Source organism: Streptomyces sp. SD31 (assembly GCF_052068475.1).
GTDB lineage: Bacteria > Actinomycetota > Actinomycetes > Streptomycetales > Streptomycetaceae > Streptomyces.
On sequence record NZ_JBQHCX010000001.1, the window covers coordinates 130,176 to 154,575 of the forward strand.

Sequence of the window (24,400 nt, forward strand, 5' to 3'; positions counted from 1 at the left end):
GTCCCTGGTCACTCAGCCCGCGTGCGGCTCCCGCACCACCGCGATCTCCCCCGCCGCGACGCTGACCGCCCCCGGCACCGCCCTGCCCGTCAGCAGGTCCGTGGCGTTCGCCGCGACCGCGATATGGGCGGGCCGGTCGGTGTGGTTGATCAGGAAGAGATAGTCGGCGTCCGGACCCCGCCGCAGGGCCGCCTCGACGCCCTGGGGAGTCGCGCGGACCGGCCGCACGCCCGCCTCCGCGCGGACGCGGTCCAGCAAGCCGGCCAGCGTCGCCGGGTCCGGCTGTGTGGCGAGGTACCAAGTGGTGCCCTGACCATGGGCGTTGCGCGTCACCGCGGGCCCGCCCGCCAGTGGGCCGGTCGTGTACGACTCGACCGGCTCGGCGCCGGCCAGGCCCACGCGCTCCGACCACAGCGTCCCCGTGCCGCCCCCGCTGAGCCCCACGGACTCGCCGGGCAGCAGCGGGAACAGCTCGTCGGTCAGCACCCCCAGCGCCTCCCGGAACGCGCCCGGGTAACCGCCCAGCCTGACGTGGCAGTTCTCGTCGACCGCCCCGCTGTGGAAGCCGACGGCCAGCGTGCCACCGCCCGACGCGAAGGACACCAGGTTCGCCGCGCCCTCGTCGTCCACCAGGTACAGCGAGGGGGCCAACACCACCCGGTAGGTGGACAGGTCCGCGTCCGGGCGTACGAAGTCCACCGCGACGCCCGCGCGCCACAGCGGCTCGTACCAGGCGCGCACCAGGTCATGGAAGCGCAGCTCGCCGCTCGGCTGGGAGGGGAGTTCCATCGCCCAGCGGGAGTTCCAGTCCCAGACGATCGCCACCTCGGCCGTGCCGACGCTGCCGCGTACCTCGGCCAACGCCCGCAGGTCCGCGCCCAGTCGGACGACGTCCCGCCAGATCTGGCTGTCCGTACCGGCGTGCGGGAGCATCGCCGAGTGCCACTGTTCGGCGCCCGCCTTCGCCGCACGCCACTGGAAGTAGGCGATGCCGTCGGCGCCGCGGGCCACATGGGCCAGCGCGTTGCGCCGCAGCTCGCCGGGGCCCTTCGCCCGGTTCACCGGCTGCCAGTTCACCGCGCCCGTCGAGTGCTCCATCAGCAGCCACGGGCCGCCCGCGAGGGAACGGACCAGGTCGCCGCTGAGGGCGATGTCGATCTGCGACTCGGCATCGGCGGACTGGAGGTAGTGGTCGTTGGAGACGATGTCCAGCTTCGGGGCCCAGCGCCAGTAGTCCAGCGCATCGAAGTTGTACATCACCATGAAGTTGGTGGTGGCGGGGACCGACGGGGCCGCCGCCAGCAGGACCTCGCGCTCCGCCTCGTACAGCGACAGCAGCTCGTCGCTGCAGAAGCGGCGCCAGTCCAGCTGGTGGGTGGGGTTCGGGACGGCGCCCGTCGGACGCGGCGGGAGGATCTCGTCCCAGTCGTAGTACCACTGGCTCCAGAAGCGGGTGCCCCAGGCGTCGTTGAGGGCGGCCAGATCGTCCGCGTACCGCCTGCGCAGCCAGCGCCGGAAGGCGGCCGCGCTCTCGTCGCAGTAGCACTCCGCGTTGTGGCAGCCGTACTCGTTGTGGACGTGCCACATCGCCACCGCCGGGTGATCCGCGTAACGGCGGGCGATCTCCCCCGCCATGCGCAGGGCCGCCTCGCGGTACGCCGGACTGCTCGGGCAGAACGTCTGGCGGCTGCCGTACGACAGCCCCCTGCCGTCCTTGTCCACGGGCAGCGCCTCGGGGTGGGCGCGGAAGAACCAGGCCGGGGGCGCCGCCGTCGGGGTCGCGAGGTCGGCCGCGATGCCGTGGGCGTGCAGCAGGTCGAGGACGCGGTCCAGCAAGGTGAAGTCGTACGCGCCCTCCTTCGGCTCCAGCAGCGCCCAGGAGAAGATGCCGACGCTGACCATGGTCACCCCGGCCTCGCGCATCAGGCGCATGTCCTCGGCCCAGACCTCCTCGGGCCACTGCTCGGGGTTGTAGTCGCCGCCGTAGGCGATGCCGGGGACGGACAGTTCGCGCTTCACAGGTCGGCTCCTCCGAGGAGACGGCGGGTGGTGGCCACGCCCCACTCGTCCAGGGACAGCAGGCGGTCGCTGGACGCCATCAGGCCGCCCGTCGCCTCGACGTGCGCCGCCCACTGCTCACGGGTCTCCACCGCCGGGCGGGCCATCAGGCAGTCGGGGTCGTTGACCCAGAGCCGGCCGTGCTGCCACTGACGGCCGACGCCGGTGAACTCGGCCGGGTCCTGGCCGGGCTGGCTGTAGTCGCCGGCCTCGGGGCGGCGGTGCGGGGCAGTGTCGGGGCTGACCCGCATCGCGTCGAACAGGCCGATGGACGCCAACAGGGGTGCTCCGCAGCCCAGCAGGTAGGCGTCCTCGCCGATCGCCTCGCGGATCAGCTGGATGCCCTCGCGGTACGCCGTCAGCGCGTCCATGTCCCCGTCGTGCCGTACGCCGTCCAGGGCGCCCGCGTAGAGGAAGTCGACCTTGAAGTAGTCGTAGCCCTCGGCGCGCAGCGTCCGGAACACGTCCGTCAGATATGCCGCCGCCTCGGGGTGCGTGGTGTCCAGGACGCGCAGGTCGTGGCCCCAGTTGCGGCCGGCGTGCGTGAAGCCGCCGTCCGTGTCCCGGACCAGCCACTCGGGGTGCTCGGCGGCCAGGTCGCTCGCCGGGTCGACCAGGAAGGGCGCGGTCCAGATGCCCGCCCGGCGGCCCCGCGCCCTGATCGCGTCCGCGATGCCGGCGCGGGAGCGGAAGCGGCCGGAGAGGGTGAGCCAGTCGCCGAGGGCCTTCTGGTAGCCGTCGTCGATCTGGACGACGTCGATGGGCAGGTCGAGGGTCTCCATCGCACGGAGGTTCTCGTGGATGTCGTCCTCGGTGACGGCGGTGAAGTACTCGTACCAGGAGCACCAGACCGTCGGGGCCGGGCGCGGGGCCGGGAGTTGGAGGCTGTCGGCCCAGTCGCCCAGTACCGACTGCACGGTGGCGCCCGTCCACTCCTTCACCGCGCCGTCGGCACTGACCTCGGCCCGACCGTCTGCCACGGCCAGTCGGATCGACGGGACCTCACGTGTCGGATCGACCGCCGCCCACAGGCGGACCGGCGATCCGTCGCCGGGATCGAGCGCCAGCAGGCCCTCGCCCTGGAACGTGCCCTCCGGGACGGTGACGCCCGGCCGGTAACAGACCGTCGCCCAGTTGGCGTTGGTCGGGCGGTACGGCCTCTCGCCGAGGGCGTAGGCGCCGCTGGGGCTCCAGGACTGCCAGCCCTCCTCGTGGACGCGGGCGCGGGCCTCGTCCACGGGCACGGAGGCGACGGGGGTGAAGGGGTCGTGCACGGGTGTCTCTTTCAAGAAAGGGGCCGTCGGCTTCGGGAAGCGGGCCGTCAGCCCTTGTTGGCGCCGAGCGTGAGACCGCTGACGAACTGGCGCTGGAGCAGGAAGTACACGACCAGGACCGGGACCGCGGTGATCAGGGCGCCGGCCGCGATCAGGTTGGGGTCGGTGAAGTACTGCCCGGAGAGGTTGTTCAACGCCGACGTGATCGGCATGTTCTCACCGGTCGAGATCAGCACGAGGGCCCAGAAGAAGTCGTTGTAGATCCAGATGGACAGCAGGGTTCCGAGGGCCGCCATCGCCGGCTTGCACAGCGGCAGGGTGATCTGCCAGTACAGCCGCCACACCGAGGCGCCGTCGACGAGGGCCGCCTCGGTCAGCTCGTGGGGCAGCATCTTCATGTAGTTGCTCAGCACGAACGCGCAGAAGCCCGACTGGAACGCCACATGGATGAGGACCAGACCCAGCGCGGAGTCGTAGAGCTTGCCGCTCATCGTGATGCCGGGCAGGTCGACGAGCAGGTACAGCCGGTACAGCGGGGTGATGATGACCTGCTGCGGCAGCAGGTTGCCGGCCGTGAAGACCAGCAGCAGGAACAGGTTGACGCGGAAGTCGAAGCGGCTGACGTAGAAGGCGACCATCGACGACAGGAACAGCGTCAGCAGTACGGCCGGGATCGCGATCAGCATCGTGTTGCCGAAGTAGTGCGTCATGTCCGACTGCGTGAACGCGTTCGTGAAGTTCTCGAACGTCAGCTTGTCGGGCCAGGAGACATAGCCCTTCTCGCTGGTCTCGCCGTACGGGCGCAGGGCCGCGTAGATCGCCCAGAGCAGCGGGGCGAGCCAGGCCAGCGCCATGGACGCGAGGAAGACGTGCAGCAGGATCCGGGCCGGGCGGACGGGGGTGCGCTGCTTGCCCAGCGCGCTCACGGAGCTCATGCGCGCCGCTCCTTCCGGAAGGTCGCGATCAGGTACGGGATGATCACGGCGAGGGAGATCAGCAGCAGGACGACGGCGATCGCGGAGCCGTAACCGATGCGGCTGGACTCGCCGATGATGTTGTTGGTGACCAGGATCGACAGCAGCTCGGTGCCCTCGGCGCCCTTGTTGAAGACGAAGACCAGGTCGAAGGCGCGCAGCGCCTCGATGATCGTCACAACCAGGACGATGGTGTTGGTCGGGCGCAGGGTGGGGAAGATGACGTTCTTGAACGTCTGCCACTCGCCCGCGCCGTCCAGGGCGGACGCCTCCCGCAGAGCGGGGTCGACGCCCTTCAGGCCGGCCAGGTAGAGGATCATCATGTAGCCGGTGTGGCGCCAGGACGCGGCGATGAGGATCGCCCAGAGGTTGAGGTCCGGGTCGCCGATCCAGTCGATGTACTTGCCGGGCTCGTTGGCTCCGATGAGGCTGTTGATCAGGCCCGTGTCCGGGTTGTAGATCAGCTGCCACACAAACCCGATCACGGCCATGGACAGCACGACCGGCAGGAAGAACGCGGTCTGGTACACGCGGCTGAAGCGGATCTTCTTGTCCAGCTGCACGGCGAGGAACAGCCCGAGCGGCGTCGGGATCAGGATGAGCACGACGAACCAGATGACGTTGTGCTCGACGGCCGGCCAGAACTGCGGGTTGTTGCTGAACAGTTCCTTGAAGTTCTCGAGGCCGACCCACTTGATCGAGTCGAAGCCGATGCCGTCCCAGGTGGTGAAGGCCAGCGCGATCGAGGCGAGGGCCGTCACCCACACGAGGGCGATGTGCAGGATCGTCGGCAGGCCCGCCATCAGGCCGAGGGTGAGCCGGTCGCGGCGGGTCAGCAGGCGGCGGTGCCCCTGGGGCACCTTCTTGGCGGGGGCAGCGCCCGAAGGCGGCTCGGCGGCCGCCTCCGGGGTCTCCTTGGTGATGTCGGTAGTCATGTGATCAGCCGGACGCGAAGATCGTCTTCTTCTGGCGCTCGATCGACGAGAGCAGGCTGTCGATCTGCTTGGGGTCACGGATGAACTTCTGCAGCGCGGGCTGCATCACCGTGGAGGTGAAGTCCGGCCGGCTGTCCCGGTCCATGAACTGCGTCAGGCTCTTCGCACCCGAGATCATCTCGTACGCCTTCTTCTGCAGGGCGCTGTACGAGGAGGTGTCGGCCTTGGTGGAGGCGGCGACGACGTTCGGGTCGGACTTGAGGTAGATCTCCTCGGCGGCCGGGGAGCCCAGGTACTGCAGCAGCTTCACGGCACCGGCCTTGTTCTTCGGGGCCTTGGAGAGCATGAAGCCGTCGGTGGGCGCCTCGACGGTGTCCTGGCCGTACGCCGGGTCGATCTCCGGGAAGGCGAAGAAGTCCAGGTCCTCGCGGTCGGCCTCGTTGGTGAACTGCTGGCCCACGAAGGTGCCCAGCAGATACATGCCGGCCTTCTTGGACGCCAGCGTCTGGGCGGCGTCCTGCCAGGTACGGCCGACGGCACCGTCCTGGTGGTAGGGGAGGATCTCCGTCCACAGGTCGAAGGCCTTGCGCACCTTCGCGTCGGTCCACGAGGCCTTGCCGGCCATCAGCTCGACGTGGAAGTCGTAGCCGTTGGCACGGAAGTTGATCTGGTCGAAGGTGCCGAGCGCGGGCCAGGCGTCCTTGTCACCGAAGGCGATCGGGACGAGCCCGTCCTTCTTCATCTGCTTGCACAGCGCGACGAAGTCGTCCCACTTCGTCGGAACCTCGTACCCCTTCTCCTTGAAGACGCTCTTGCGGTAGAAGAGCGCCCACGGGTACGTGTACAGCGGCACGAAGTAGTACTTGCCGTCCTCGCCCTTGCTGAGCTTGTGCATCGCGTCGGGGAAGTTGCCCCCGATGGTCTTCCACACGTCGTCGATCGGCGTGGCCAGTCCCTTGGCCGCGAAGAACTGCATGCGGTAGCCGGCGAACCAGTTGAACACGTCGTCCGGCGTGCCCTGCAGGTAGGAGTTGATCTGCTCCTGGAAGGTGTTGTGGTCCTTGGTGTTCACGTCGACCGTGAGCCCGGACTCCTTCTTGAACGCCGCGTAGATGTCGGCGAACGCCTTCTTCGGCACCGCGTCCGACGCGTTGGACCCGACCGTGACGGTCTTCGGGTCACTCGCCGAACCGCTGCCGCCGCAGGCACTGAGCAGGGGGATGCCGGCACCGAGTACGGCGGCGCCGCCCACGCCACGCAGCACGGTGCGGCGACTGGTCGAGGGGAGTGAAAGACCGGAGGGGGAGGAGGTGTGGTGCATCTGCGGCTCCTGAAGGCAAGGGGTGGCCGTGACGGTAACGCGATCAAGCCGGACGCAATCGACCAGAAATCAACTTGACCGAACACGGTGGCGCAATAACAGCCGTATGTCAGGTCATGCGTCAAGAGGTGTCGATCGCCGTTTCGGAAACGTGACCGATATCTCGAACGGATCTTGAGCGCCCCGGGGGGCGAACTCACGCCGTGAAGATCGCGCCGCTACCGCTGTGCACCCGCCTGTGCGCCCCTAGCGCACGACGACCGACCTGGTCTCGGTCACCTGGTCGACCTCCGACGTCCGCACGGTGACCTTCATCTCCCATGTCCCGGCGATGGGCAGGTTGAGGAAGCTGTTGGCCCAGTAGCCGCCCTTGTCGGTGAGTTCGGCGTCGAGGGGGCCGATGTCCTTGGCCGGGAGAGTGAAGGAGATCCGCAGTTCGGGGACGATGGCCACGCCGCCGTCGGGGCCGAAGACGAGGGCCTCGATCGAGTTGTCGCCGACCCGGCCGGGGTCGAGGGTGATCTGCACCTTGCCGCGGCCGCCGGGGGTTCCGACGTCGAAGGGGACGGCGGTGACGGAGGCCCCGACGACCGCGGGCGCCCCCGCCGCCGCCTCGGCCTGCGCCCGGCCGGGCAAGGTGCTGGTGAGGATCGTGGTGACCGCCAGCACGGCGGCACCGACGGCCGCTTCGGCGAGAACGGAACGGCGCAGGGCGCGGCGGTGGGGATCCGTGGGGGGCGGTACGTCGGCCGACGTCGGCTGCTCCGGCAACGGCGGCCCACCGACCGGCTCCGGAACCCGTTCCCGCTCGTGCTCCCGCTCCCGCTCCCGTACGACCGTCTCCGCATCCGCCGTGTCCGCCGTCGCAAGGCGCGCCGTCCAGCGGCGGGAAACGGCCGCCGCCCCGAGGAGCAGGGCCACCGCGGCCAGCTTGAGGGTCAGGAGCCTGCCGTACGTCGTGCCCGTGAGCGCGTCCCAGGAGCCGAGGCCGCGCCAGGACTGGTAGACGCCGGTGACGACCAGGACGGTCACGGATGCAAAGGCGAGGCGGGAGAAGCGGGTGACCGTCGCCGGTGTCGGGCGGTCTGCCCGGTACAGCGTCACGACCAGAGCCGCGAGGCCGCCCAGCCATACCGCCGTGGCCAGCAGGTGCAGCGCCGAGGACGTCATCGCGACCGGCACCTGGATGCCCGCGGAGGCGTGCTCGCCGGCTGCCCAGGTCATGGCGAGACCGACGGCGAGGGCGGCGCCCGACCAGCCGTACGGCTGACGGCGCCTGGACAGAAGTACGAGATAGCCGGCGGCCACCGCCAGGAGGCCCAGCCGTGCCAGCAGGACCGCGCCCGGGCGGCTGGTCAGGGTGCGGGTGAGGGAGTCGGCGCTCAGGGCTCCCAGAGGGCCCTCGCCGGTCTCGTACGGGGCGCGCAGGACCAACAGGGCGAGGGTGGCGGCGAGGAGCGCCCACCAACCCGCCTTCAGCAGCTTGTGCAGCACGGGGGCGTCCGGCGGACGGCAGAGCGCCATGAACGTCGCCGTGCCGATGAGCAGGGTGCCGGCGAGGTAGGCGAGATAGCGGGCGATGTCGTAGAGGGCCTTGGTCGCCGGGTCCTCGGTGGGGCCGGTGTCCACGGTGGCCGTGGTCAGGGAGCGTTTGCCGACGGAGAAGGTGAACGCGCCCGAGACCGGGTGGCTGTCGGCCGACACCACCCGCCAGGCGACGGTGTACGTCCCCTGGGCCAGCTTCGCGGGCAGCGTCACCCTGGCCGTGTCGCCGCCGCCCTGCGCGTGCTGCGGCTCGCCGGTGCGCAGGCGGCGCCCGTCAGGGTCCAGGACCCGGAAGGAGTCGTCGAGCAGACCGACGGACTCCGTGAAGGTCATGGTGAGGTGGCGGGGGGCCGACTTGAGGAGGGTTCCGTCCTCGGGGTCGGTGGCCCGGAGGGCTGCGTGGGCCGACGCCGGTCCCGTAACGCCGAGGAGGAGCAGGACCAGCAGGGTGCCCAGCAGCACCAGCCTTTGAAGTCGCCGCTGCCTTCGACACCCTGGTTGTCGGCCGCCGCCATCACACCTCACGCCACTTCTCCGTCGTCGTCCGTGCCACCTCGCCGCTACGTACGGATGCGAAGGGTTCCACGCTCACCGGTGCACCTCACGGGGATCAGCAGATCTGCCAATCGCTGTCCCGGATCACTCGGACGAGTCCTGGTCGACGCCGGGTGCGGAGCTCTTCCTCCCGCGCGCATCGGCGACGGCGTACGGCAGCCCGGGCAGGAGCAGTGCCAGGGCCGTCCACAGTGGCAGGGTGAACAGCTCCCCGTCGCCGTCCAGCCACAGGGCGAGCAGCACCGCGGCCAGGCCGGCGACGAGGCCGACCGCCAGGTTCCTGGCGAACCCCAGGCTGCCGCGCCGCAGCTCCCAGGCGACCGTGACCGCTGCGACGATGGCGAGGAAGGCGACATCGTCCACGCTCACCACCCGTTCGGTGGTCCAGCGCAGCAGACACGAGAGCAGCATCACCATGCCGATCGCGCAGCAGGCCAGCGCCGCCGTGCGCAGCAGCCGGCGGGGGAACGGAGCGCGGGCCCGCGCCCAGGACGCGGCGAACTCCTTGACGTCGTCGCCGACGACGTCCTGGGGCGTGCGGCCTGCGGCCACCGCGTCCTCCAGATGTGCGGAGAGCTCGTCGAGCATCTCCCGGACGGACACCTCGTCGATGCCCCGGTACTCCCAGTTGCTGCGGCAGACCGCGAGTATCTGCTGGTCCGTCATGGTGCGCTGGTCCGTCATGGTGCGCTTCCCCCCGTGGGTTCGCTGTCGGTCAGAATCCGCCCCACACCCGCGCTGAAGGCCTGCCACACGGCCCGGCCGCTCCCCAGTTCGGCACGTCCCGCCTCGGTCAGGCGGTAGTACTTACGCGGAGCGCCACCGCTGGCCGACGGGGCGCGGTACGAGGAGATGAACCCCTCCCGCTCCAGCCGGGCGAGCAACGGATAGATACTGCCTTCGCTCACGAGGTCGAGTCCGTTGTCGGCGAGTGCCGCCACGAACTCGAAGCCGTAGCGCGGCCGTTCGGCGATCAGCGAGAGCAGGCACAGGTCGAGCACTCCACGCAGGAGCTGACTACGACGCTGGTCACCGACGGCGGGCAGCCCCTTTGTCATGCGGTACAAGATAGTCAGCCATTGTCATGCGCCGCAAGATACTTGTGGCGCATGACAACGAGTGGTTTCGACGGTGCAGACAGGCGGCGGCGCCGGTCACCACGCCGGCCGAGCCGACACCCCGCCGTCCACCACCAGATCGTGCCCCGTGACCCACGACGCGAGCCCCGACGCCAGGAACACGCACGCGTCCCCCACGTCCTCCGGCCGCCCCACCCTCCCCACGGGAGCCGCCGCACGCCATCTGCGCACCCCCTCCGGCCAGGCCTCCTCCAGCCCTTCCCGGTGAATCAGCCCGGGCGAGACCGAGTTCACGCGGATCCCGAAGCGCCCGTACTCCAGGGCGGCCGAGCGGGCGTGCATCACCACCGCCGCCTTGGCGGCGGAGTAGTGGGCGTGCAGGGGCGCCGGCCGGCTCGCCTCGATGGAGGCGATGTGGGTCACCGAGCCGCCCCCGCTCTGCTCCCGCATGATCTCGGCCGCGGCCTGCGTGCACGCGAAGACGCTCGACAGGTTGGTGTCCACGACCGCCCGCCACTCCGCCGCGCTCATGCCGCACAGCTCCTGCGTCGGTTGCACGCCCGCGTTGTTGACCAGCGCGGTCAGGCGCCCGCCACCCCACTCGGCGGCCTCCCCCACCACCCGCCGACACGCGTCCTCGTCGGTCAGATCACCCCGCACCACCACGGCCCGCCCGCCCGACTCCCGGACCCGGGACGCCACGTCGTCCGCCGCCTCCACCGCCGTACGGCAATGCAGTACGACCGCCGCCCCCTCCTGCGCGAACCGCATCGCGATCCCCCGCCCGATACCGCCGCCCGCGCCCGTGACGAGGGCGACCTGTCCTTCGAGGAGCCCGCTGAGTCCGCTGAGTCCGCTCATGGGCGGCACAGTCCCGCGATCCGGGCGGCTTCGGCGGGATAGCGCGCCGTCAGGTCCGCCACGTCGCCGTGCTCGTAGCCCTCGTAGGTGAAGCCGGGCGCCATCGTGCAGCCGAAGAAGGTCCAGGATCCGCCCGTCACCACCCGGGCGCCCATCCAGGTTCCGGCCGGGACGGTGAGCTGGATGTGCTGGCCGCGCCGAATGCCGGGGCCGAGCACGGCGGTGCGCGAGGTGCCGTCGGGGGCGAGGAGCAGCATCTCCAGGGGATCGCCCAGATAGAAGTGCCAGATCTCGTCGGACGGCAGGCGGTGCAGGGCCGAGAAGTCGTCCGAGGTGAGCAGGACGACTATCGCCGAGCCCTGCGGCCGTCCGTCGGCGAGCTCCGGTCCCGCCCAGGTACGGCGGAACAGCCCGCCCTCGCGCGGGATCGGCTCCAGTTCGTAGTGCGCGACGAGGTCTTCGGGAGTCACGCCGGAAGGCTACCCCCGGGTGAGGAAGGCGAGTTGGGCCTCCTTCCGCGGGATGTACACGTCCGGGAGGTCGACCTCCGGCAGCATGACCACCGGCCCCGCCGTGAAGCCCTGCTTGAGGAAGCGGGCGATGGCCTTCTCGTTGCGCACGTCGGGGTCGACGACGACCCGCTGCCGGTCCAGGGTGAGGAAGACGTACGACGTGATGACGGTCAGGAGCGCCGACGTCCAGCCGGGTCGCGCCCCCTCCGGACCGGCCGGCGCGAGCAGCAGGTGGACGCCGATGTCTCCGGGGCGCACGTCGTAGCACTCGCTGACACGGTCCGCCTCCGGCTCGTACGTCTGCAGGAGCGCGACCGGGTCGCCGTCCCGCAGGACCAGGAAGGCGTGATGGGTGTCGAGGGTGTCCATGTGGGCGTAGATCTCGGCCACCTGGTCCCTGGTCACGCCGTTCATGCCCCAGAAGGAGGCCCGCTCCTCGCTGACCCAACCGTGCACGACCTCGGCGTCGGCCTGCGGGTCGAGGGGCCGGATGCGGACGGTGCCGAAGCCGTCGACGCCCTGCTCGTGGACGGGCTCGCGGACGGGTTCGCGCACGATCGTCGGCTCAGACATCGGACTCCTTCTCCAGCTGGGTGAAATCGGTGACGACCGGGGCCAGATCTCCCTTGAGCCACAAGGGGAGTTGGTCGCGGTGGTGGGGTGACCTGGGGATGCCGGAGGCGCCGAACGGGACCACCCAGCGGCTCGCCTCGCGGTCGGCCAGGTCCCAGACGTAGCGGGCGGCCGGGCCGCGTGCGCTCAGGTCGGTGAGGCCGGGTACGGCGGAGGTGCACAGCACGCAGTCGTGGTCGCCGGAGAGGGCGGGTTCGTCGTAAGGGGTCGTCGCGGCCGTCGCCCGCCAGGGGGCCAGACGGTGGGTGTCGCCCCAGGCGCCGGTGGGCTGCTGGGCGGCCACGTCCTCGACCGCCGCGCGGACGGCTTCGGCGCGGTCGATGCCGTACGTCTCTTCCAACGCCTTGGCGCCCAGCAGGTGTTCGAGGGCGAAGCCGACCCGCGGGACCAGGGACAGCCAGGGGAGGAGGACCTCCGGGTAGGCGGGCGGGACCGTCAGCGCGGTGAAGGCCGGGTGTGCGGCGAGTCGTCGTACGACCGCCCCGCGCACCGCCGCGTACACGGCCGCGGCCTCGCTGTTCGCGTCCATACGGCGGTCCCAGGCCAGGAGGGTCCGCCGGATGCGGGCGGCCTCGGGGGTGAGGGTGCCGACGGAGCTCAGGAGGTCCAACAGGGGTGCCGCGGAGGCCAGTTGCGTGTCCATGTGGATCGCCGGCATGTCGGCGGCCGACCAGAGCTCCTTCTCCCCCAGCAGTTCCGTGATGCGGTCGGCGCGATGCGGCGGGGCGAACTCGACGCCGAGCGGGGTAGCGAGGCCGCGCTGGTTGGCCATGGCGGCGATGCCGTCGGTGAGGCCGCCGCGGGGCGTCTCGTGCCAGCCCTGCCAGTCGTGCCCCGGCTCCCAGGCGGGCACCAGCCGCACCCGGTTGGCCTCGGCCCGCACCGGCACCTTCCCGGCGACGCGGTGCAGCAGCCCGCCCTCGGTGTCGGCGGCCTGGACGACGTTGACGGGCTCGGCCCACAGCTCGACGGCACGGTCGACGTCGGCGACGCGGCGAGCGCGGAGGAGGGGGAGGAGGGCGCTGAAGCCGAGGTCGCCGGTGACGCGGGGTGGGTAGCGGAGGGCGACGGCGAGGGGGGCGCCGTCGTCGAGGTCTGCCTGCGGGGCGTCGGGGAACGCATCGGGCAGCCCACTGGAGAAACCTTCCTGCAGACCGTCGGCAGCGCCACCGGACCCACCGGAACCATCGGGCAACCCGTCCGGCCCTCCGATGATCACCGGCCCCCGCTCCGTCTCGATCACCTCGACCTCGACCGGCTCCTCCCCAGCCACCTCCACGACCTCGATGTGCCGCGAGGCCCGCCGCCACACCCCGTCGGGCCCGAGGGCCTCCACCCCCGCCCCCGTACGCCGCAACCGCTCCCGGTACAGGTCCTGGTAGTCGGCCATGGCATTGGTGATGGCCCAGGCGACCGTGCCGGTGTGGCCGAAGTGGGCGATGCCGGGGATGCCGGGGACGGCGAGGCCGACGACGTCGAACTCGGGGCAGGAGAGGTGGATCTGCTGGTAGACGCCGGGCTCCTCGATGAACCGATGAGGGTCCCCCGCGATGATCGCGTGCCCGGTGACGGTCCGCTCCCCGCCCACCAGCCAGCCGTTGCTGCCGGAGGTACCCGGCCCGTCGGTGGCGAACAACGCCACCGCGTCGGCGCCGAGATGCCGTACGACCTGCTCGCGCCAGAGCTTGGCCGGGAAGCCCGCGAAGAGGATGTGGACGGCGAGCCAGACGCCGAGCGGGGTCCACGGCTCCCAACGGCCGGGGGCCACGCCGGTCCGCGCGAACTCCGGCGTACGACGAGCCCCCTCCGTCAGCCCCTCGTTCACGCCGTCGGCATACGCCCGCACCCACGCCGCGGTCTCCGGATCCCGCCTCTCCAACTCGGCGAAGCAGCGTCTCGCCGTGTCGTCGAGGCGGGCCCGTCTCACGAACCGGTCCCAGGGCAGGGCCTCGGCGCCGAGGAAGGACGCGGACGTGCCCTGCGCCCGGTGCCGCTCCACCTCCAGCTGCCAGGCCCGGTCGAGGGCGGTGACGCGGCCCTGGACGCGGGCGAGCTCTCTCGCGCCGTTCGCACGGAGATGCGGAACGCCCCAGGCATCACGGAAGATCTCGCCGGTCACCTGTGCCCCTCCTTTGCTTTAGGTTAGGCTCCCCTAAGTTATTGGTGCGGGGAATCGTACGCGAAGGGTGAAGAGACCATGGCGCAGGGGCACGGCTGGGAGGGCGCGGTCCTGAAGCTGCTGCGCGCCAAGGACTTCGTGTTCACGGTGACGGGCGCCGAGGACGTCACCGAGCACTACCGCCGCGTCCACCTCACGGACGGCGGCATGCTGGCCGCGACGGGCGTGCACCCGACCATGTGGGTCCGCCTGTGGTTCGACAACGCCGGCAAGCCCCACCAGCGCGCCTACACCCTGGTCGACCCGGACCCGGCGGCCGGCACCTTCAGCCTGGAGTTCGCCCTGCACGAGGGCTGCGCCAGCGACTGGGCGCGGGCGGCCGAGCCCGGCGACACGATCGAGGCGACCCTCCACGGCACCGGGTTCACCGACCCCGACCCCGACCCCTCCCACATCTTCGCCGTCGCCGACCCCGCCTCCCTCCCCGCCCTCAACTCCCTGCTCACCACCCTGGACTCGGCGCCGGCCACGGTCTGGTTCGAGGGCGAGCAGGACGACCTCCCCTTCCGCACCGAACCGTCCCGCCACGAGGTGCGAAAGGTCCCCCGCCGCGACTCCGGCGCCCACCTGGTCGCCCAGGTGAAGGACGCCCTGCCCGCCCTCCTCGACGGCACCCCGGACCCGTACGTCTGGATCGCCTGCGACACGGCGACGACCCGCGCCCTGACGTCGTACGTCCGCAAGGAGCTGGGCCTGCCGAAGCAGCGGGTGAACGCGCTGGGGTACTGGCGTCCCTGACCCGGCACAGGCTGCGAGGCATGGACGTACAACCGTTCGTGCGTCTGGTGCGTCAAGGGGGCGTCTGTCGCACGAGTCGATCCGTCGCACGAGTCGATCCGGCGCACGAGTCAAGGAGCCCCTTTGCGCAGAGCAGTCACGGCCGCCGCGGTTCTCACCGCGTCCGTCGCCGTCACCCTCACCCCCGTGACGTCCTCCGCCGCCGCCCCCTTCAAGGGGGCCAACACGGCCGCTGTGCAGGACGACTTCAACGGTGACGGCTATCGCGACCTGGCGGTCGGCGCCCCGGGCGCCGCCAACGGCACGGTGGAGGAGGCCGGTTCGGTCGTCGTGCTCTACGGCTCGGCGTCCTCGGTGAGCACCACCCGCCGCACGGTCATCACCCAGGCGACCACCGGGATCCCCGGCACCGCCGAGGAATCCGACCGCTTCGGCAGGACGGTGGCGAGCGCCGACCTGGACCGGGACGGTTACGCCGACCTGCTCGTCGGCGCCCCGGGCGAGGATGTCGGTGATGCCGAGTCGCGGGGCTCGGTGACCGTGGTGTGGGGCGGGCCGAACGGGCTGAAGGGCGGCGCGAACATCGCCCCTCCGGCCGAGTACGGCGAGGACCGGATCTACTGCCGCTTCGGCATGTCCCTCGCCACCGGCGACATGAACGGCGACGGCGCCCCGGAGGTCGGCATCGGCTCGGGCTGCATCGTCGCGTCCTACAGCGGCCCCTTCACCCGCACCGGCCAGGCCGCCTCCCGCTACCTCGAATGGCGGGAGAACGCCCGTGGCGTGGTGATGGGCGACGTGAACGGCGACGGCAAGGCGGAGCGCTTCTACCTGGCCGGCCCCACCGACGGCGACATCCGCGGACCGGTGACCCTCGACGCCGGCGCCCCCGGCTCCGAGGACCCCCTCGTCAACCAGGGTGTCGAACTGCCGTACGCCGACGGCCACGCGGGTCAGATCGGCGACATCAACGGCGACGGCTACGGCGATCTCGTCACCGGTATCGCGGGCGACGACTCCCACTTCAACGCGCCCACGCCGGCGGCCCGTCGCGGGGGCGAGATCCAGGTTCTCTACGGCAGCGCCCAGGGCATCACCCCCGAGCAGAAGCCGAAGGTCTTCCACCAGGACACGGCCGGTGTCCCCGGCAGCGCGGAGTGGGGCGACTGGTTCGGCCAGTCCCTGAGCGTGGGCGACGTCAACGCCGACGGGTACGCCGACGTCCTGGTCGGCTCCCCCGAGGAGACCGTCGGCTCGCGCGCCTCGGCGGGCACGGCCGTCCTCCTCCGCGGCTCCGCCACCGGCCTGACCACCGCCAGGGCCGCCGGGTACACCCAGGACACGGCGGGTGTGCCCGGCTCCGTCGAGACGGGTGACCAGTTCGGCGGGACCGTCCACCTCGCCGACCTGAACAGGGACGGCAAGGCCGAGGCGGTGGTCGGCGCACCCGGCGAGAACAGCGACGGCTGCGTCTGGGTCGCCCGCGGCTCGGCCTCCGGCCCGGTCACGAGCGGCTCGGTCAACCTGTGCGGCAAGGGTGCCGGCGTCACGGTCCGGGGCATGGAGGCCGGCTTCGGCGCCGCCCTCACCAGTCCTCACGTGGAGAACTGACGCCGGCCACGACATGATCGGGGTCATGGACGTCACCCTGCACCTCGCCCAGGACCCCGAGGCCGACGAACTCCTCGGCCGCAGCCCGCTCGCCGCGCTGGTCGGCATGCTGCTGGACCAGCAGGTTCCGATGGAGTGGGCGTTCAAGGGGCCCCGCACGATCGCGGACCGCCTCGGCACGGACGACCTGGACGCCCACGACATCGCCGCCCAGTCCCCGGAGACCTTCGCGTCCCTCCTGTCCGAGAAACCGGCCGTACACCGCTACCCGGGCTCCATGGCCAAGCGGATCCAGCAGCTGTGCCAGTACCTCGTCGAGCACTACGACGGTGACGCCGAGCTCGTCTGGAAGGGCGTCGACGACGGCCGGGAACTGCTGCGCCGCCTGGAGGACCTGCCCGGCTTCGGCAAGCAGAAGGCCCAGATCTTCCTCGCCCTCCTGGGCAAGCAACTGAACGTACGCCCCAAGGGCTGGCAGGAGGCCGCGGGTCCCTACGGCGAGCCAAAGTCCTTCCGCTCCGTCGCCGACATCACCGGCCCCGAGTCCCTGGCCAAGGTACGAGCCCACAAGCAGGAACTGAAGGCAGCGAAGGCCTCCGGCAAGTAACCCAGCACCGGCCACCCGACCCGCGAGCGCCGGCCTGCCGGCGACGGTCCGGCGTACGGCCCGGGAGCGGCAGCCCGGCTACCCCGGCTGCGCACGCACGACATGGGGGTGCGCTGACCCGCGCGCCCCCTTCGCCGTACGCCTCGAACGCCGCCCCGCCCAAGGACAGCCCGGCCGTAGCCAACGGCCCCGGAATCGGCCCAGCGTCAGCATCAGGCGCGGAAATCGGAACGGCGGCAACCGCCCGGCCCGAGAGCGGCGGCCCGGCCGCAGCCGACCGCCCCGTAAACACCCCCACGCCGGACGTCAGTCGAGTGGACCGCTTCAGATGGCGGAGCCCGTCGCCTCGTTCGCAGCATGGAGCATGAGCGAGGCACCGACCGGCTCCCCCTACGGCCGGGACTACGACGACCGCCGGGTCCACGCCGGTCACCCACCCGGGCCAACCGGGCCGGGGACGTCCCACGAGCCCGAGCCGCCGTTCGAGGGGCCGCTGCACGCCCTCTCCCGCGCCGCCTGGCAGATCGTTCTGCTCACCGGCGTCGCCTCCCTGGCGCTGGGCATCCTGGTCCTGGTCTGGCCGGGCGCCCCGCTCTTCGTCTCCGCTGTCCTCTTCGGCCTCTACCTCCTGATCAGCGGCGTGTTCCAGCTGGTCGCCGCCTTCGGCACGCACCGGACGACCTCGCTGCGGGTGCTGGCCTTCATCAGCGGCTCCCTGTCGGTGCTCCTCGGCCTGTTCTGCTTCCGCCGCCCGATGCAGTCGATCCTGCTGCTCGCCCTGTGGATCGGCATCGGCTGGCTCATCCGCGGCATCACCCAGACCCTGGCCGCCGCCTCCGACAAGTCCATGCCGGCCCGCGGCTGGCAGATCTTCCTCGGAGTCATCACCTTCGCCGGCGGCATCGTGCTGATCGACTCCCCGATCGAGTCGGTCACCGTGCTCATGCTGCTCGCCGGATGGTGGCTCGTGGCGGTCGGCATCGTCGAGCTCGTCACCGGCCTCCGGATGCGGGAGCGGGCCCGCCAGGTCCCGCACGAGCTGTGATACCCGCCGCGCCCCGGTACGCCGTGCGGGCGGATCTCACGTCCGGCGCGATGAACGCCGTACGGCCGCCGGGGAGATGACCTTCCGTGAGCACCGCACGACGTCCCCTGCTCAGCCACGCCTGGCTGCGTGTCCTCGTGCTGCTGCTCGCCCTGCTGGTGCCGGGCACGCACACGCAGGCGCACGCCGTGCCCATGGCGGCCGGTGCCTCCGCCGAGCTCGCCGAGCACGACGTCCTCGACACACTCCTGCGGCCACCGGCCCGTCCCGACCGGCGCAACACGGTACGGCTGCGTCCCGCGCCCCTGCCGAAGCAGGCGCCGCCCGGCGTCCGGGCCTGCCCTGCCCGCCCCGCGCCGCCGCGGTCGCCGTACGTCCCGCACGTCCTGCGCACTGTGGTCCTGCGCTGCTGACAGACCCCGCGACGAGGTCAGCCGGCACGACCACAAGGAGCACAGCAATGCCCACCGACCCTTACGCGGTCCTGCGCGCCCTGCTGCGCGCGGAGGCCGTACGCAACACCCCGAAACCGCAGGTGCAGAAGGAGAAGCCGCAGCAGCCGCCGAAGGAACGGCAGCGCGGCTGACGCCGACGTGGCGGAGGCGGGCCTCCTACGGGACCCCTGCCTCCGCCACACCGTCCCGAGGACCGACCGGGTGATCTCACGCCGATCCGCAGTACCGATCCGCGTACCGATCGACTCCCTGTCCACAGCCTGTGCATACCGCCCGCGCAGAGGCCGTCTCCTTTCGAGCGAATCAGGCGTTCGGCCCGGTCCCGGCCGCCGTCCGCGGCGTCCGTTCGGGTCCGTTCCGGCTTCCGATCGGGCCGCCGTTCCCCCACCCCATCCCGTTCCATCCCTTTTTGTCGCATCTTTTCCAGTGCCGCACTCCGTCGCCATGGCTGCGCCCGGAAGGTCTTGACCGGTAGGCTTTCCGTGTGATCTTCAAGCGCATCGGAAACGGCCGGCCGTACCCCGACCACGGCCGGGAAAGCACCCGGCAGTGGGCGGACGTCGCGCCGCGCCCGGTCCGCCTCGATCAGCTCGTGACGACCAAGGGCCAGCTCGATCTGGAAACCCTGCTCGCCGAGGACTCGACGTTCTACGGCGACCTCTTCGCGCACGTCGTGAAGTGGCAGGGCGACCTGTATCTGGAGGACGGCCTCCACCGCGCGGTGCGCGCGGCGCTCCAGCAGCGCCAGGTGCTGCACGCGAGGGTCCTGGAACTGGACTGACCCGGGGCCGACGCCCCACGCCCGCACAGTTGGCCCTTTCGGGTTGGACTGAGCGGGATCGAATGATCATCTAGTAGGCATTGCCGCCCAGGAGCACTACGCTGCGCCCATGAGCATGCTGACTCCCCCCGGCATGGGCGGCCAGTACCGGATCAAGGGGGACAAGTACCCGCGGATGCGACGCCGTCGGCGGCGCGGCAGGCTCGTCGCCGCCGCCGTCGCCTCCGTCGCCGTACTCGGCATGATCGGGTGGGGCACACTGCAGCTCATCGACCTGTTCACCGGGGGCGGCGGAAGGGCTTCGGCGGCCGGCACGAAGGCGGACTGCGGGACCAGGGCGACCCCGTCGGCCACGCCCACGGCCACGGGGGCTGCCCCCGAGCCGGGCAAGATCACCGTCAACGTCTTCAACGCCACCACCCGCAGCGGCCTCGCCAAGCAGACCGCGGACGAGCTGAAGAAGCGCGGCTTCAAGATCGGTGACGTGGGCAACGCGACGACGCAGTTCGACAAGAAGGTCAGGGGCACCGGGCTGCTGCTCGGCCCGGACTCGGCCCTGGACACCTCGCTGCCCGTCCTCGCCACCCAGCTCGCCAACGCCGAGAGCCGCACCGACGCCGCCCGCAAGGGCACGGCCGTCGACCTGATCATCGGCGACAAGTTCAAGGGCCTGACGAAGAAGACGGACGCCGACAGGGCACTGACCGCACTGGCCAGCCCTGAGCCGACGTCCGCCGCTTCGAAGAAGAAGAGCTGCTGAAGCGCCCCCTCAAGGGGCGCGGGGCTGTGCCGATATGCGGCTCCGCCGCATGGGCGCGACCAGCCACGACGAACCCGCAGCCGCCACACAACCGCACGCCTACGGCGGAAGGGCGTTCGTCGGCCCTATTCCGCCGCCCCGTAAAGACGATCCCCCGCGTCCCCCAGCCCAGGGACGATGTACCCGTGCTCGTTCAGATGGTCATCCACCGCGGCCGTCACCACCGTCACCGGCGTCCCCGCCAGCTCCCGCTCCATCAGCTCCACACCCTCGGGCGCGGCCAGCAGCACCACGGCGGTCACGTCATCGGCACCCCGCTTGATCAGCTCCCGGATCGCCGCGACCAGCGTGCCACCCGTGGCCAGCATCGGGTCCAGCACGTACACCTGACGGCCGGAAAGGTCCTCCGGCATGCGCGAGGCGTACGTGGAGGCCTCGAGGGTCTCCTCGTTGCGGATCATGCCCAGGAAGCCCACCTCGGCGGTCGGCAGCAGCCGGACCATGCCGTCCAGCATGCCGAGGCCGGCCCGCAGGATCGGCACCACGAGGGGCCGCGGGTGGGAGAGCTTGACGCCGGTGGTGTCGGTGACCGGGGTCGTGATGTCGACCGCTTCGGTGCGCACGTCCCGCGTGGCCTCGTAGGCGAGCAGGGTGACCAGTTCGTCGGCGAGCCGCCGGAAGGTCGCGGAGTCGGTGCGCTGGTCGCGCAGCGTGGTGAGTTTGTGGGCGACCAGAGGGTGGTCGACGACGTGGAGACGCATGTCCACAACAGTAACGGTGCTCGCGCGCCCACCCGTCGTCCACCACCGCCCTGCTCGAGAGGGCTCCGCCCTCGCCCCTCTTGAATCCGAGCTGGCGTCAAACCGCCCATCGGAGGGAAAGTGGGAGGGACGTACCGGGGGTGGTGAGCCGATGCCTGATCCTGAGTCCCCAGCGGATCCCGCGCAGGACACGCCGGAGGAGACCGACGTCGCGCGCCGTCGGCGCCGGGACCGGTTCCTGCGGGAACTCGCCGAGGCCCGCGAACTGCGCGACCGCGTCCAGCCGAGGCGCGCCAAGGCGGCCCGCCTGCGTCACGCGCTGCGTATGCGGACGTTCCGCTGGTAGAGGGAGGCGTCGGGGAAGATCTGCGGTCCGCGGGTGCGTTGCGGCGGTGGGCGTGCGTGGACACCTGGAAAAGCCGCGTACGATCCGCACGTGGCAGCAACGACTGTGCTGGTCGGTCCTTTACGGAGGTGCTCGCGCCTCTCCCGGGACAACGCGATCAAAACTGCCGGACACAGGGAGCCGAAGACGTCCCCTGAACGCCTTGTTTCTGCCACGATTCCGAGTGGGTGGGCTCGGAGCACAGCTCTCCCCACCCCAACCTCCGCCGGGGGGACCCCCAACCGGCACGCCTATGACCAGTGGGAGAGTCACGGTGTACTTCGCCGCACTGCTCGCGCGCACCGAAGACGGGTGGGAAGCGAGCGACACAGAGCTCGACGATGTGGAAACCCTGTCGGACCTGGCCGACCTGGCCCGTGAAGCCTCCCCCGAGGACGACACGGTGCTGGTGCTCATCGAGCAGGAGGACGCCTGGTTCGGCGTCGTCCGGATCGACGGCGAGGACGACCCTCGGATCTACGTCTCGGACGCCGCCGCCGCTGCCCGCAGCAGTTACGGGGAGATCCTGCTCACCGACGAACTGCTCGGCAGGGAGCCCGGCGACGACGGCCCCGACCTGGACGCCCTCGACCTCGACGGCACGGAGGAGCCGGACGGCGACTCCGACGACGACGAGGACGGCGGCTCCGCGGAAGCCGTTCCGCACAGCCCCGTCGGCGATACCGAGATCCTCGACGACCTCGGCGTCAGCGAGAAGGAGCTGAAGGCCCTGGACGCCGACGACGCGCTGGGCGCGATCGCCGAGGCGCTGGGCGCCTCGGAGGTCCTGGAGACCGTCCGCTGACCTCGTTCGACCAGGGGTCGGCGCCCGAGGTGCCCGACCCGATACGCGACCGCTGGCGGGCCGCGATGCGGCTCGCCCTGGACGAGGCCGAACTGGCCGTCCGGGGCGGGGACGTACCCGTCGGCGCCGTCGTGCTGGCCGCCGACGGCACCACGGTCCTCGGGGTCGGCCACAACGAACGCGAGGCGACCGGCGATCCGACCGCGCATGCCGAGGTGCTGGCGATCCGGCGGGCGGCGGCGAAGACCGGCGAGTGGCGGCTCTCGGGCTGCACGCTCGTCGTCACGCTGGAGCCCTGCACCATGTGCGCCGGCGCGATCGTGCAGTCCCGGGTCGACCGGGTCGTCTACGGCGCCCGGGACGAGAAGGCCGGCGCGGCGGGTTCCCTCTGGGACGTCGTACGCGACCGGCGGCTCAACCACCGGCCCGAGGTCATCGAGGGCGTGCTCGCCGACGAGTGCGCGCAGATCCTTACCGACTTCTTCCGCGGCGGCCACTGACCCGGTGCCGGGCTCCTGACCGGGGCCTCGTCGGGAAACGGATTTCAGAGCACGGCCTACCGTGCTGTAAGGTCTCCCTCGGTAGCGTGTCCGAGCGGCCGAAGGAGCTCGCCTCGAAAGCGAGTGTGGCGCAAGTCACCGAGGGTTCAAATCCCTCCGCTACCGCTCTCCGAAGGGCCCCGTCGAAAGACGGGGCCCTTCGTGCGATCATGTGCGGTCGATGGGGCAAAAGTGACAGGGGAGGCCGCGATGGCGGTGAATTCGAAGAAGGCCGCCGTCTACGTACTCGTGGTCTTCGTGCTGTACGTGATCATCACGGACCCGAGCAAGGCCGCGGACTACGTCCAGATAGGGTTCGAGGGCATATCGGACGCCGCCAAGGCCATCGGCGACTTCATGACGTGGATCGCCAACGGAGGCGACAGCTAGGTCCTGCCCGAGGGAGTACTCATGATCCGCCACCTCGTCCTCTTCAAGCTCAACGAGGGCGTCGAGCGCGACGACCCGCGGGTCGTGGAGGGTGTCGAGGCCTTCCGCTCGCTGGAGGGCAAGATCTCCGAGATCCGGCACTGGGAGCTCGGCTGGAACATCAGCGACCGCCCCATCGCCTACGACTTCGCGATCAACTCCGCCTTCGACGACGTGGCCGCCCTGCGTGCCTACGCGGAGCACCCCGAGCACCAGGCGGGCGTCACACTGTGGCGGGAGTTCGCCACCTGGGTGATCGCCGACTACGAATACTGAGCCCCGGCGCCCCGGATCCACCCGGATCCGCCCGGTCCTCCCGGAGCCCTCCGCCGGAACGGCGGGGGGCTTTCGCATGCCCGGCCCTCGGATCCGCCCCCGGAACCATCCCCAACACGGCTTTATGCGGTGCTTGCACACGGTGGACATGTCTTGTGATGCTATGACCGCTTTTGACGGATGAGTTGATGTGAGTTGATGGATCACGAGGTGGAGTTGACCGTGCCGGCCAGTACTGCGCCTCAAGCCCCGGCCCAGGAGGACACTCCCGCGGACCCGCCCGCGCCCACACCGCCCCGCAGTCGCGGCGCCGACACCCGGGCGCTCACCCAGGTGCTCTTCGGCGAGCTGAAGGAGCTGCAGCCGGGCACTCCGGAGCACAACCGCGTGCGCGGGGCGCTCATCGAGGCGAACCTCCCGCTCGTGCGCTACGCGGCCGCCCGCTTCCGCTCCCGCAACGAGCCGATGGAGGACGTGATCCAGGTCGGCACCATCGGGCTCATCAACGCCATCGACCGCTTCGACCCGGACCGGGGCGTGCAGTTCCCGACCTTCGCGATGCCGACGGTGGTCGGCGAGATCAAGCGGTACTTCCGCGACAACGTCCGCACGGTCCACGTACCGCGCCGGCTGCACGAGCTGTGGGTCCAGGTCAACAGCGCGACCGAGGACCTGACGACCACCTTCGGGCGCACCCCCACCACCGCCGAGATCGCCGAGCGGCTGCGCATCACCGAGGACGAGGTGCTGTCCTGCATCGAGGCCGGACGGTCGTACCACGCCACCTCATTGGAGGCCGCACAGGAGGGCGACGGGCTGCCCGGGCTGCTGGACCGGCTGGGCTACGAGGACCCGGCGCTGGACGGCGTGGAACACCGGGATCTCGTCCGGCATCTATTGGTGCAGCTCCCCGAACGCGAGCAGAGAATCCTGCTTCTGCGCTACTACAGCAACCTCACCCAGTCGCAAATCAGTGCGGAACTCGGGGTCTCCCAGATGCACGTTTCGAGGCTACTCGCGCGTAGCTTCCAGCGACTGCGTTCGGCGAACCGGATCGACGCCTAACCGCAAACACGAGCGACCGGTAACCGTCCCGAGCGAATCGCTCACCAGGGCGGATCCCGACAGTTCTGCATTGAAAGACCGTCAGACCCCCTTTATCCAGGGCGGATTCGGGTCTCACATGTCGACATGTCACTACAGCGTGTTGCCGACATGTGACATTCTTCGGCTAGCGCGTTTGCCGTGGCTTCGGCTCCGGTATTCAGGTGAAGGCTGGCGT

The 24,400-nt window shown here is 70.8% G+C and carries 27 protein-coding genes and 1 tRNA gene; 15 read left to right on the forward strand and 13 right to left on the reverse strand.

Features of this window, described 5'->3' with window-relative positions:
• Positions 1-12: 12 nt before the first annotated feature.
• From ACTMVF_RS00540 to ACTMVF_RS00595, 12 genes are all read right to left on the reverse strand, one after another.
• Complete coding sequence (locus tag ACTMVF_RS00540) at positions 13-2,019, reverse strand: beta-galactosidase (RefSeq protein ID WP_441268956.1); 2,007 nt, start codon at positions 2,017-2,019, stop codon at positions 13-15.
• Positions 2,016-3,332: a glycoside hydrolase family 36 protein gene (locus ACTMVF_RS00545; protein ID WP_441268957.1), complete on the reverse strand. Its 1,317-nt coding sequence runs from the start codon at positions 3,330-3,332 to the stop codon at positions 2,016-2,018. The genes ACTMVF_RS00540 and ACTMVF_RS00545 overlap by 4 nt, the downstream gene beginning before the upstream one ends.
• 47 nt (positions 3,333-3,379) lie before the next feature.
• The gene (locus ACTMVF_RS00550; protein ID WP_403343364.1) at positions 3,380-4,267 is read right to left on the reverse strand and encodes a carbohydrate ABC transporter permease; all 888 of its coding nucleotides are present in this window, start codon (positions 4,265-4,267) and stop codon (positions 3,380-3,382) included.
• Positions 4,264-5,241, reverse strand: coding sequence for a carbohydrate ABC transporter permease (locus ACTMVF_RS00555; RefSeq protein ID WP_441268958.1), 978 nt, complete (start codon positions 5,239-5,241; stop codon positions 4,264-4,266). Before ACTMVF_RS00555 ends, ACTMVF_RS00550 begins: the two co-directional genes overlap by 4 nt.
• A gap of 4 nt (positions 5,242-5,245) precedes the next feature.
• A complete protein-coding gene (locus ACTMVF_RS00560) occupies positions 5,246-6,562 on the reverse strand; it encodes an ABC transporter substrate-binding protein (RefSeq protein WP_441268959.1) in 1,317 nt (438 codons plus the stop codon).
• Positions 6,563-6,808: 246 nt separating this feature from the next.
• Positions 6,809-8,569, reverse strand: a complete 1,761-nt coding sequence (locus ACTMVF_RS00565; protein ID WP_441268960.1) for a copper resistance CopC/CopD family protein — start codon at positions 8,567-8,569, stop codon at positions 6,809-6,811.
• Between the two features lie 177 nt (positions 8,570-8,746).
• Complete coding sequence (locus tag ACTMVF_RS00570; protein ID WP_441268961.1) at positions 8,747-9,346, reverse strand: hypothetical protein; 600 nt, start codon at positions 9,344-9,346, stop codon at positions 8,747-8,749.
• A complete protein-coding gene (locus tag ACTMVF_RS00575) occupies positions 9,343-9,720 on the reverse strand; it encodes a PadR family transcriptional regulator (RefSeq protein WP_441268962.1) in 378 nt (125 codons plus the stop codon). The genes ACTMVF_RS00570 and ACTMVF_RS00575 overlap by 4 nt, the downstream gene beginning before the upstream one ends.
• A 96-nt stretch (positions 9,721-9,816) precedes the next feature.
• The gene (locus ACTMVF_RS00580; RefSeq protein ID WP_441268963.1) at positions 9,817-10,602 is read right to left on the reverse strand and encodes an SDR family NAD(P)-dependent oxidoreductase; all 786 of its coding nucleotides are present in this window, start codon (positions 10,600-10,602) and stop codon (positions 9,817-9,819) included.
• On the reverse strand, positions 10,599-11,072 hold the full coding sequence (locus tag ACTMVF_RS00585) for a cupin domain-containing protein (protein WP_441268964.1): 474 nt from the start codon (positions 11,070-11,072) through the stop codon (positions 10,599-10,601). The genes ACTMVF_RS00580 and ACTMVF_RS00585 overlap by 4 nt, the downstream gene beginning before the upstream one ends.
• Before the next feature lie 9 nt (positions 11,073-11,081).
• Entirely contained in the window at positions 11,082-11,687 is a 606-nt protein-coding gene (locus ACTMVF_RS00590; protein WP_441268965.1) for a GNAT family N-acetyltransferase, read from the reverse strand.
• Positions 11,680-13,866 (reverse strand): penicillin acylase family protein, encoded by a 2,187-nt coding sequence (locus tag ACTMVF_RS00595; protein ID WP_441268966.1) that lies wholly within the window; start codon positions 13,864-13,866, stop codon positions 11,680-11,682. Before ACTMVF_RS00595 ends, ACTMVF_RS00590 begins: the two co-directional genes overlap by 8 nt.
• A 78-nt stretch (positions 13,867-13,944) precedes the next feature.
• Between ACTMVF_RS00595 and ACTMVF_RS00600 the strand changes: the two genes are divergently transcribed.
• From ACTMVF_RS00600 to ACTMVF_RS00635, 8 genes are all read left to right on the forward strand, one after another.
• Positions 13,945-14,664 carry a siderophore-interacting protein gene (locus tag ACTMVF_RS00600; RefSeq protein WP_441268967.1) on the forward strand — a complete coding sequence of 240 codons (720 nt, stop codon included), beginning with the start codon at positions 13,945-13,947 and terminating at the stop codon, positions 14,662-14,664.
• Positions 14,665-14,787: 123 nt separating this feature from the next.
• Positions 14,788-16,275, forward strand: a complete 1,488-nt coding sequence (locus ACTMVF_RS00605) for a hypothetical protein (RefSeq protein ID WP_441268968.1) — start codon at positions 14,788-14,790, stop codon at positions 16,273-16,275.
• 25 nt (positions 16,276-16,300) lie between these two features.
• A complete protein-coding gene (locus ACTMVF_RS00610; protein ID WP_441268969.1) occupies positions 16,301-16,882 on the forward strand; it encodes an HhH-GPD-type base excision DNA repair protein in 582 nt (193 codons plus the stop codon).
• Between the two features lie 364 nt (positions 16,883-17,246).
• A complete protein-coding gene (locus ACTMVF_RS00615) occupies positions 17,247-17,927 on the forward strand; it encodes an HdeD family acid-resistance protein (protein ID WP_441268970.1) in 681 nt (226 codons plus the stop codon).
• A gap of 86 nt (positions 17,928-18,013) precedes the next feature.
• Positions 18,014-18,340, forward strand: a complete 327-nt coding sequence (locus ACTMVF_RS00620; RefSeq protein WP_441268971.1) for a hypothetical protein — start codon at positions 18,014-18,016, stop codon at positions 18,338-18,340.
• A 47-nt stretch (positions 18,341-18,387) separates the two neighbouring features.
• Positions 18,388-18,513 carry a hypothetical protein gene (locus ACTMVF_RS00625; protein ID WP_441268972.1) on the forward strand — a complete coding sequence of 42 codons (126 nt, stop codon included), beginning with the start codon at positions 18,388-18,390 and terminating at the stop codon, positions 18,511-18,513.
• A gap of 353 nt (positions 18,514-18,866) precedes the next feature.
• Positions 18,867-19,163, forward strand: a complete 297-nt coding sequence (locus ACTMVF_RS00630; RefSeq protein WP_003999914.1) for a type II toxin-antitoxin system VapB family antitoxin — start codon at positions 18,867-18,869, stop codon at positions 19,161-19,163.
• Between the two features lie 109 nt (positions 19,164-19,272).
• Positions 19,273-19,923, forward strand: a complete 651-nt coding sequence (locus tag ACTMVF_RS00635) for a LytR C-terminal domain-containing protein (protein ID WP_441268973.1) — start codon at positions 19,273-19,275, stop codon at positions 19,921-19,923.
• 125 nt (positions 19,924-20,048) lie between these two features.
• Here the strand turns inward: ACTMVF_RS00635 and upp are convergent, their stop codons facing one another.
• A complete protein-coding gene (gene upp, locus ACTMVF_RS00640) occupies positions 20,049-20,684 on the reverse strand; it encodes a uracil phosphoribosyltransferase (protein ID WP_301999392.1) in 636 nt (211 codons plus the stop codon).
• A gap of 151 nt (positions 20,685-20,835) precedes the next feature.
• On the opposite strand from upp, the gene ACTMVF_RS00645 reads away from it, so the two are divergent.
• From ACTMVF_RS00645 to ACTMVF_RS00675, 7 genes are all read left to right on the forward strand, one after another.
• Positions 20,836-21,030 (forward strand): hypothetical protein, encoded by a 195-nt coding sequence (locus ACTMVF_RS00645; RefSeq protein WP_403343404.1) that lies wholly within the window; start codon positions 20,836-20,838, stop codon positions 21,028-21,030.
• Positions 21,031-21,343: 313 nt separating this feature from the next.
• Positions 21,344-21,874: a tRNA adenosine deaminase-associated protein gene (locus ACTMVF_RS00650; protein ID WP_441269512.1), complete on the forward strand. Its 531-nt coding sequence runs from the start codon at positions 21,344-21,346 to the stop codon at positions 21,872-21,874.
• Positions 21,875-21,939: 65 nt separating this feature from the next.
• A complete protein-coding gene (tadA, locus tag ACTMVF_RS00655) occupies positions 21,940-22,374 on the forward strand; it encodes a tRNA adenosine(34) deaminase TadA (protein ID WP_441269513.1) in 435 nt (144 codons plus the stop codon).
• Positions 22,375-22,454: 80 nt separating this feature from the next.
• A tRNA-Ser gene (locus ACTMVF_RS00660) sits at positions 22,455-22,539 on the forward strand.
• 84 nt (positions 22,540-22,623) lie between these two features.
• A complete protein-coding gene (locus ACTMVF_RS00665) occupies positions 22,624-22,803 on the forward strand; it encodes a hypothetical protein (RefSeq protein ID WP_441268974.1) in 180 nt (59 codons plus the stop codon).
• A gap of 21 nt (positions 22,804-22,824) precedes the next feature.
• Complete coding sequence (locus ACTMVF_RS00670; RefSeq protein WP_441268975.1) at positions 22,825-23,118, forward strand: Dabb family protein; 294 nt, start codon at positions 22,825-22,827, stop codon at positions 23,116-23,118.
• Positions 23,119-23,316: 198 nt separating this feature from the next.
• The gene (locus tag ACTMVF_RS00675; protein ID WP_441268976.1) at positions 23,317-24,183 is read left to right on the forward strand and encodes an RNA polymerase sigma factor SigF; all 867 of its coding nucleotides are present in this window, start codon (positions 23,317-23,319) and stop codon (positions 24,181-24,183) included.
• The last annotated feature ends 217 nt before the right edge of the window (positions 24,184-24,400 follow it).

What these genes read in the sequence shown, in the direction of transcription:
- ACTMVF_RS00625 (WP_441268972.1), top strand. Translation starts at nt 18,388, where the DNA reads ATGCCCACCGACCCTTACGCGGTCCTGCGCGCCCTGCTGCGCGCGGAG.
- ACTMVF_RS00555 (WP_441268958.1), bottom strand. Translation starts at nt 5,241, where the DNA reads ATGACTACCGACATCACCAAGGAGACCCCGGAGGCGGCCGCCGAGCCG.
- ACTMVF_RS00570 (WP_441268961.1), bottom strand. Translation starts at nt 9,346, where the DNA reads ATGACGGACCAGCGCACCATGACGGACCAGCAGATACTCGCGGTCTGC.
- ACTMVF_RS00590 (WP_441268965.1), bottom strand. Translation starts at nt 11,687, where the DNA reads ATGTCTGAGCCGACGATCGTGCGCGAACCCGTCCGCGAGCCCGTCCAC.
- tadA (WP_441269513.1), top strand. Translation starts at nt 21,940, where the DNA reads ATGCGGCTCGCCCTGGACGAGGCCGAACTGGCCGTCCGGGGCGGGGAC.
- ACTMVF_RS00635 (WP_441268973.1), top strand. Translation starts at nt 19,273, where the DNA reads ATGAGCATGCTGACTCCCCCCGGCATGGGCGGCCAGTACCGGATCAAG.
- ACTMVF_RS00665 (WP_441268974.1), top strand. Translation starts at nt 22,624, where the DNA reads ATGGCGGTGAATTCGAAGAAGGCCGCCGTCTACGTACTCGTGGTCTTC.
- ACTMVF_RS00645 (WP_403343404.1), top strand. Translation starts at nt 20,836, where the DNA reads ATGCCTGATCCTGAGTCCCCAGCGGATCCCGCGCAGGACACGCCGGAG.
- ACTMVF_RS00615 (WP_441268970.1), top strand. Translation starts at nt 17,247, where the DNA reads ATGAGCGAGGCACCGACCGGCTCCCCCTACGGCCGGGACTACGACGAC.
- ACTMVF_RS00675 (WP_441268976.1), top strand. Translation starts at nt 23,317, where the DNA reads ATGGATCACGAGGTGGAGTTGACCGTGCCGGCCAGTACTGCGCCTCAA.
- ACTMVF_RS00560 (WP_441268959.1), bottom strand. Translation starts at nt 6,562, where the DNA reads ATGCACCACACCTCCTCCCCCTCCGGTCTTTCACTCCCCTCGACCAGT.
- ACTMVF_RS00580 (WP_441268963.1), bottom strand. Translation starts at nt 10,602, where the DNA reads ATGAGCGGACTCAGCGGACTCAGCGGGCTCCTCGAAGGACAGGTCGCC.
- ACTMVF_RS00600 (WP_441268967.1), top strand. Translation starts at nt 13,945, where the DNA reads ATGGCGCAGGGGCACGGCTGGGAGGGCGCGGTCCTGAAGCTGCTGCGC.
- ACTMVF_RS00575 (WP_441268962.1), bottom strand. Translation starts at nt 9,720, where the DNA reads ATGACAAAGGGGCTGCCCGCCGTCGGTGACCAGCGTCGTAGTCAGCTC.
- upp (WP_301999392.1), bottom strand. Translation starts at nt 20,684, where the DNA reads ATGCGTCTCCACGTCGTCGACCACCCTCTGGTCGCCCACAAACTCACC.
- ACTMVF_RS00550 (WP_403343364.1), bottom strand. Translation starts at nt 4,267, where the DNA reads ATGAGCTCCGTGAGCGCGCTGGGCAAGCAGCGCACCCCCGTCCGCCCG.
- ACTMVF_RS00670 (WP_441268975.1), top strand. Translation starts at nt 22,825, where the DNA reads ATGATCCGCCACCTCGTCCTCTTCAAGCTCAACGAGGGCGTCGAGCGC.
- ACTMVF_RS00610 (WP_441268969.1), top strand. Translation starts at nt 16,301, where the DNA reads ATGGACGTCACCCTGCACCTCGCCCAGGACCCCGAGGCCGACGAACTC.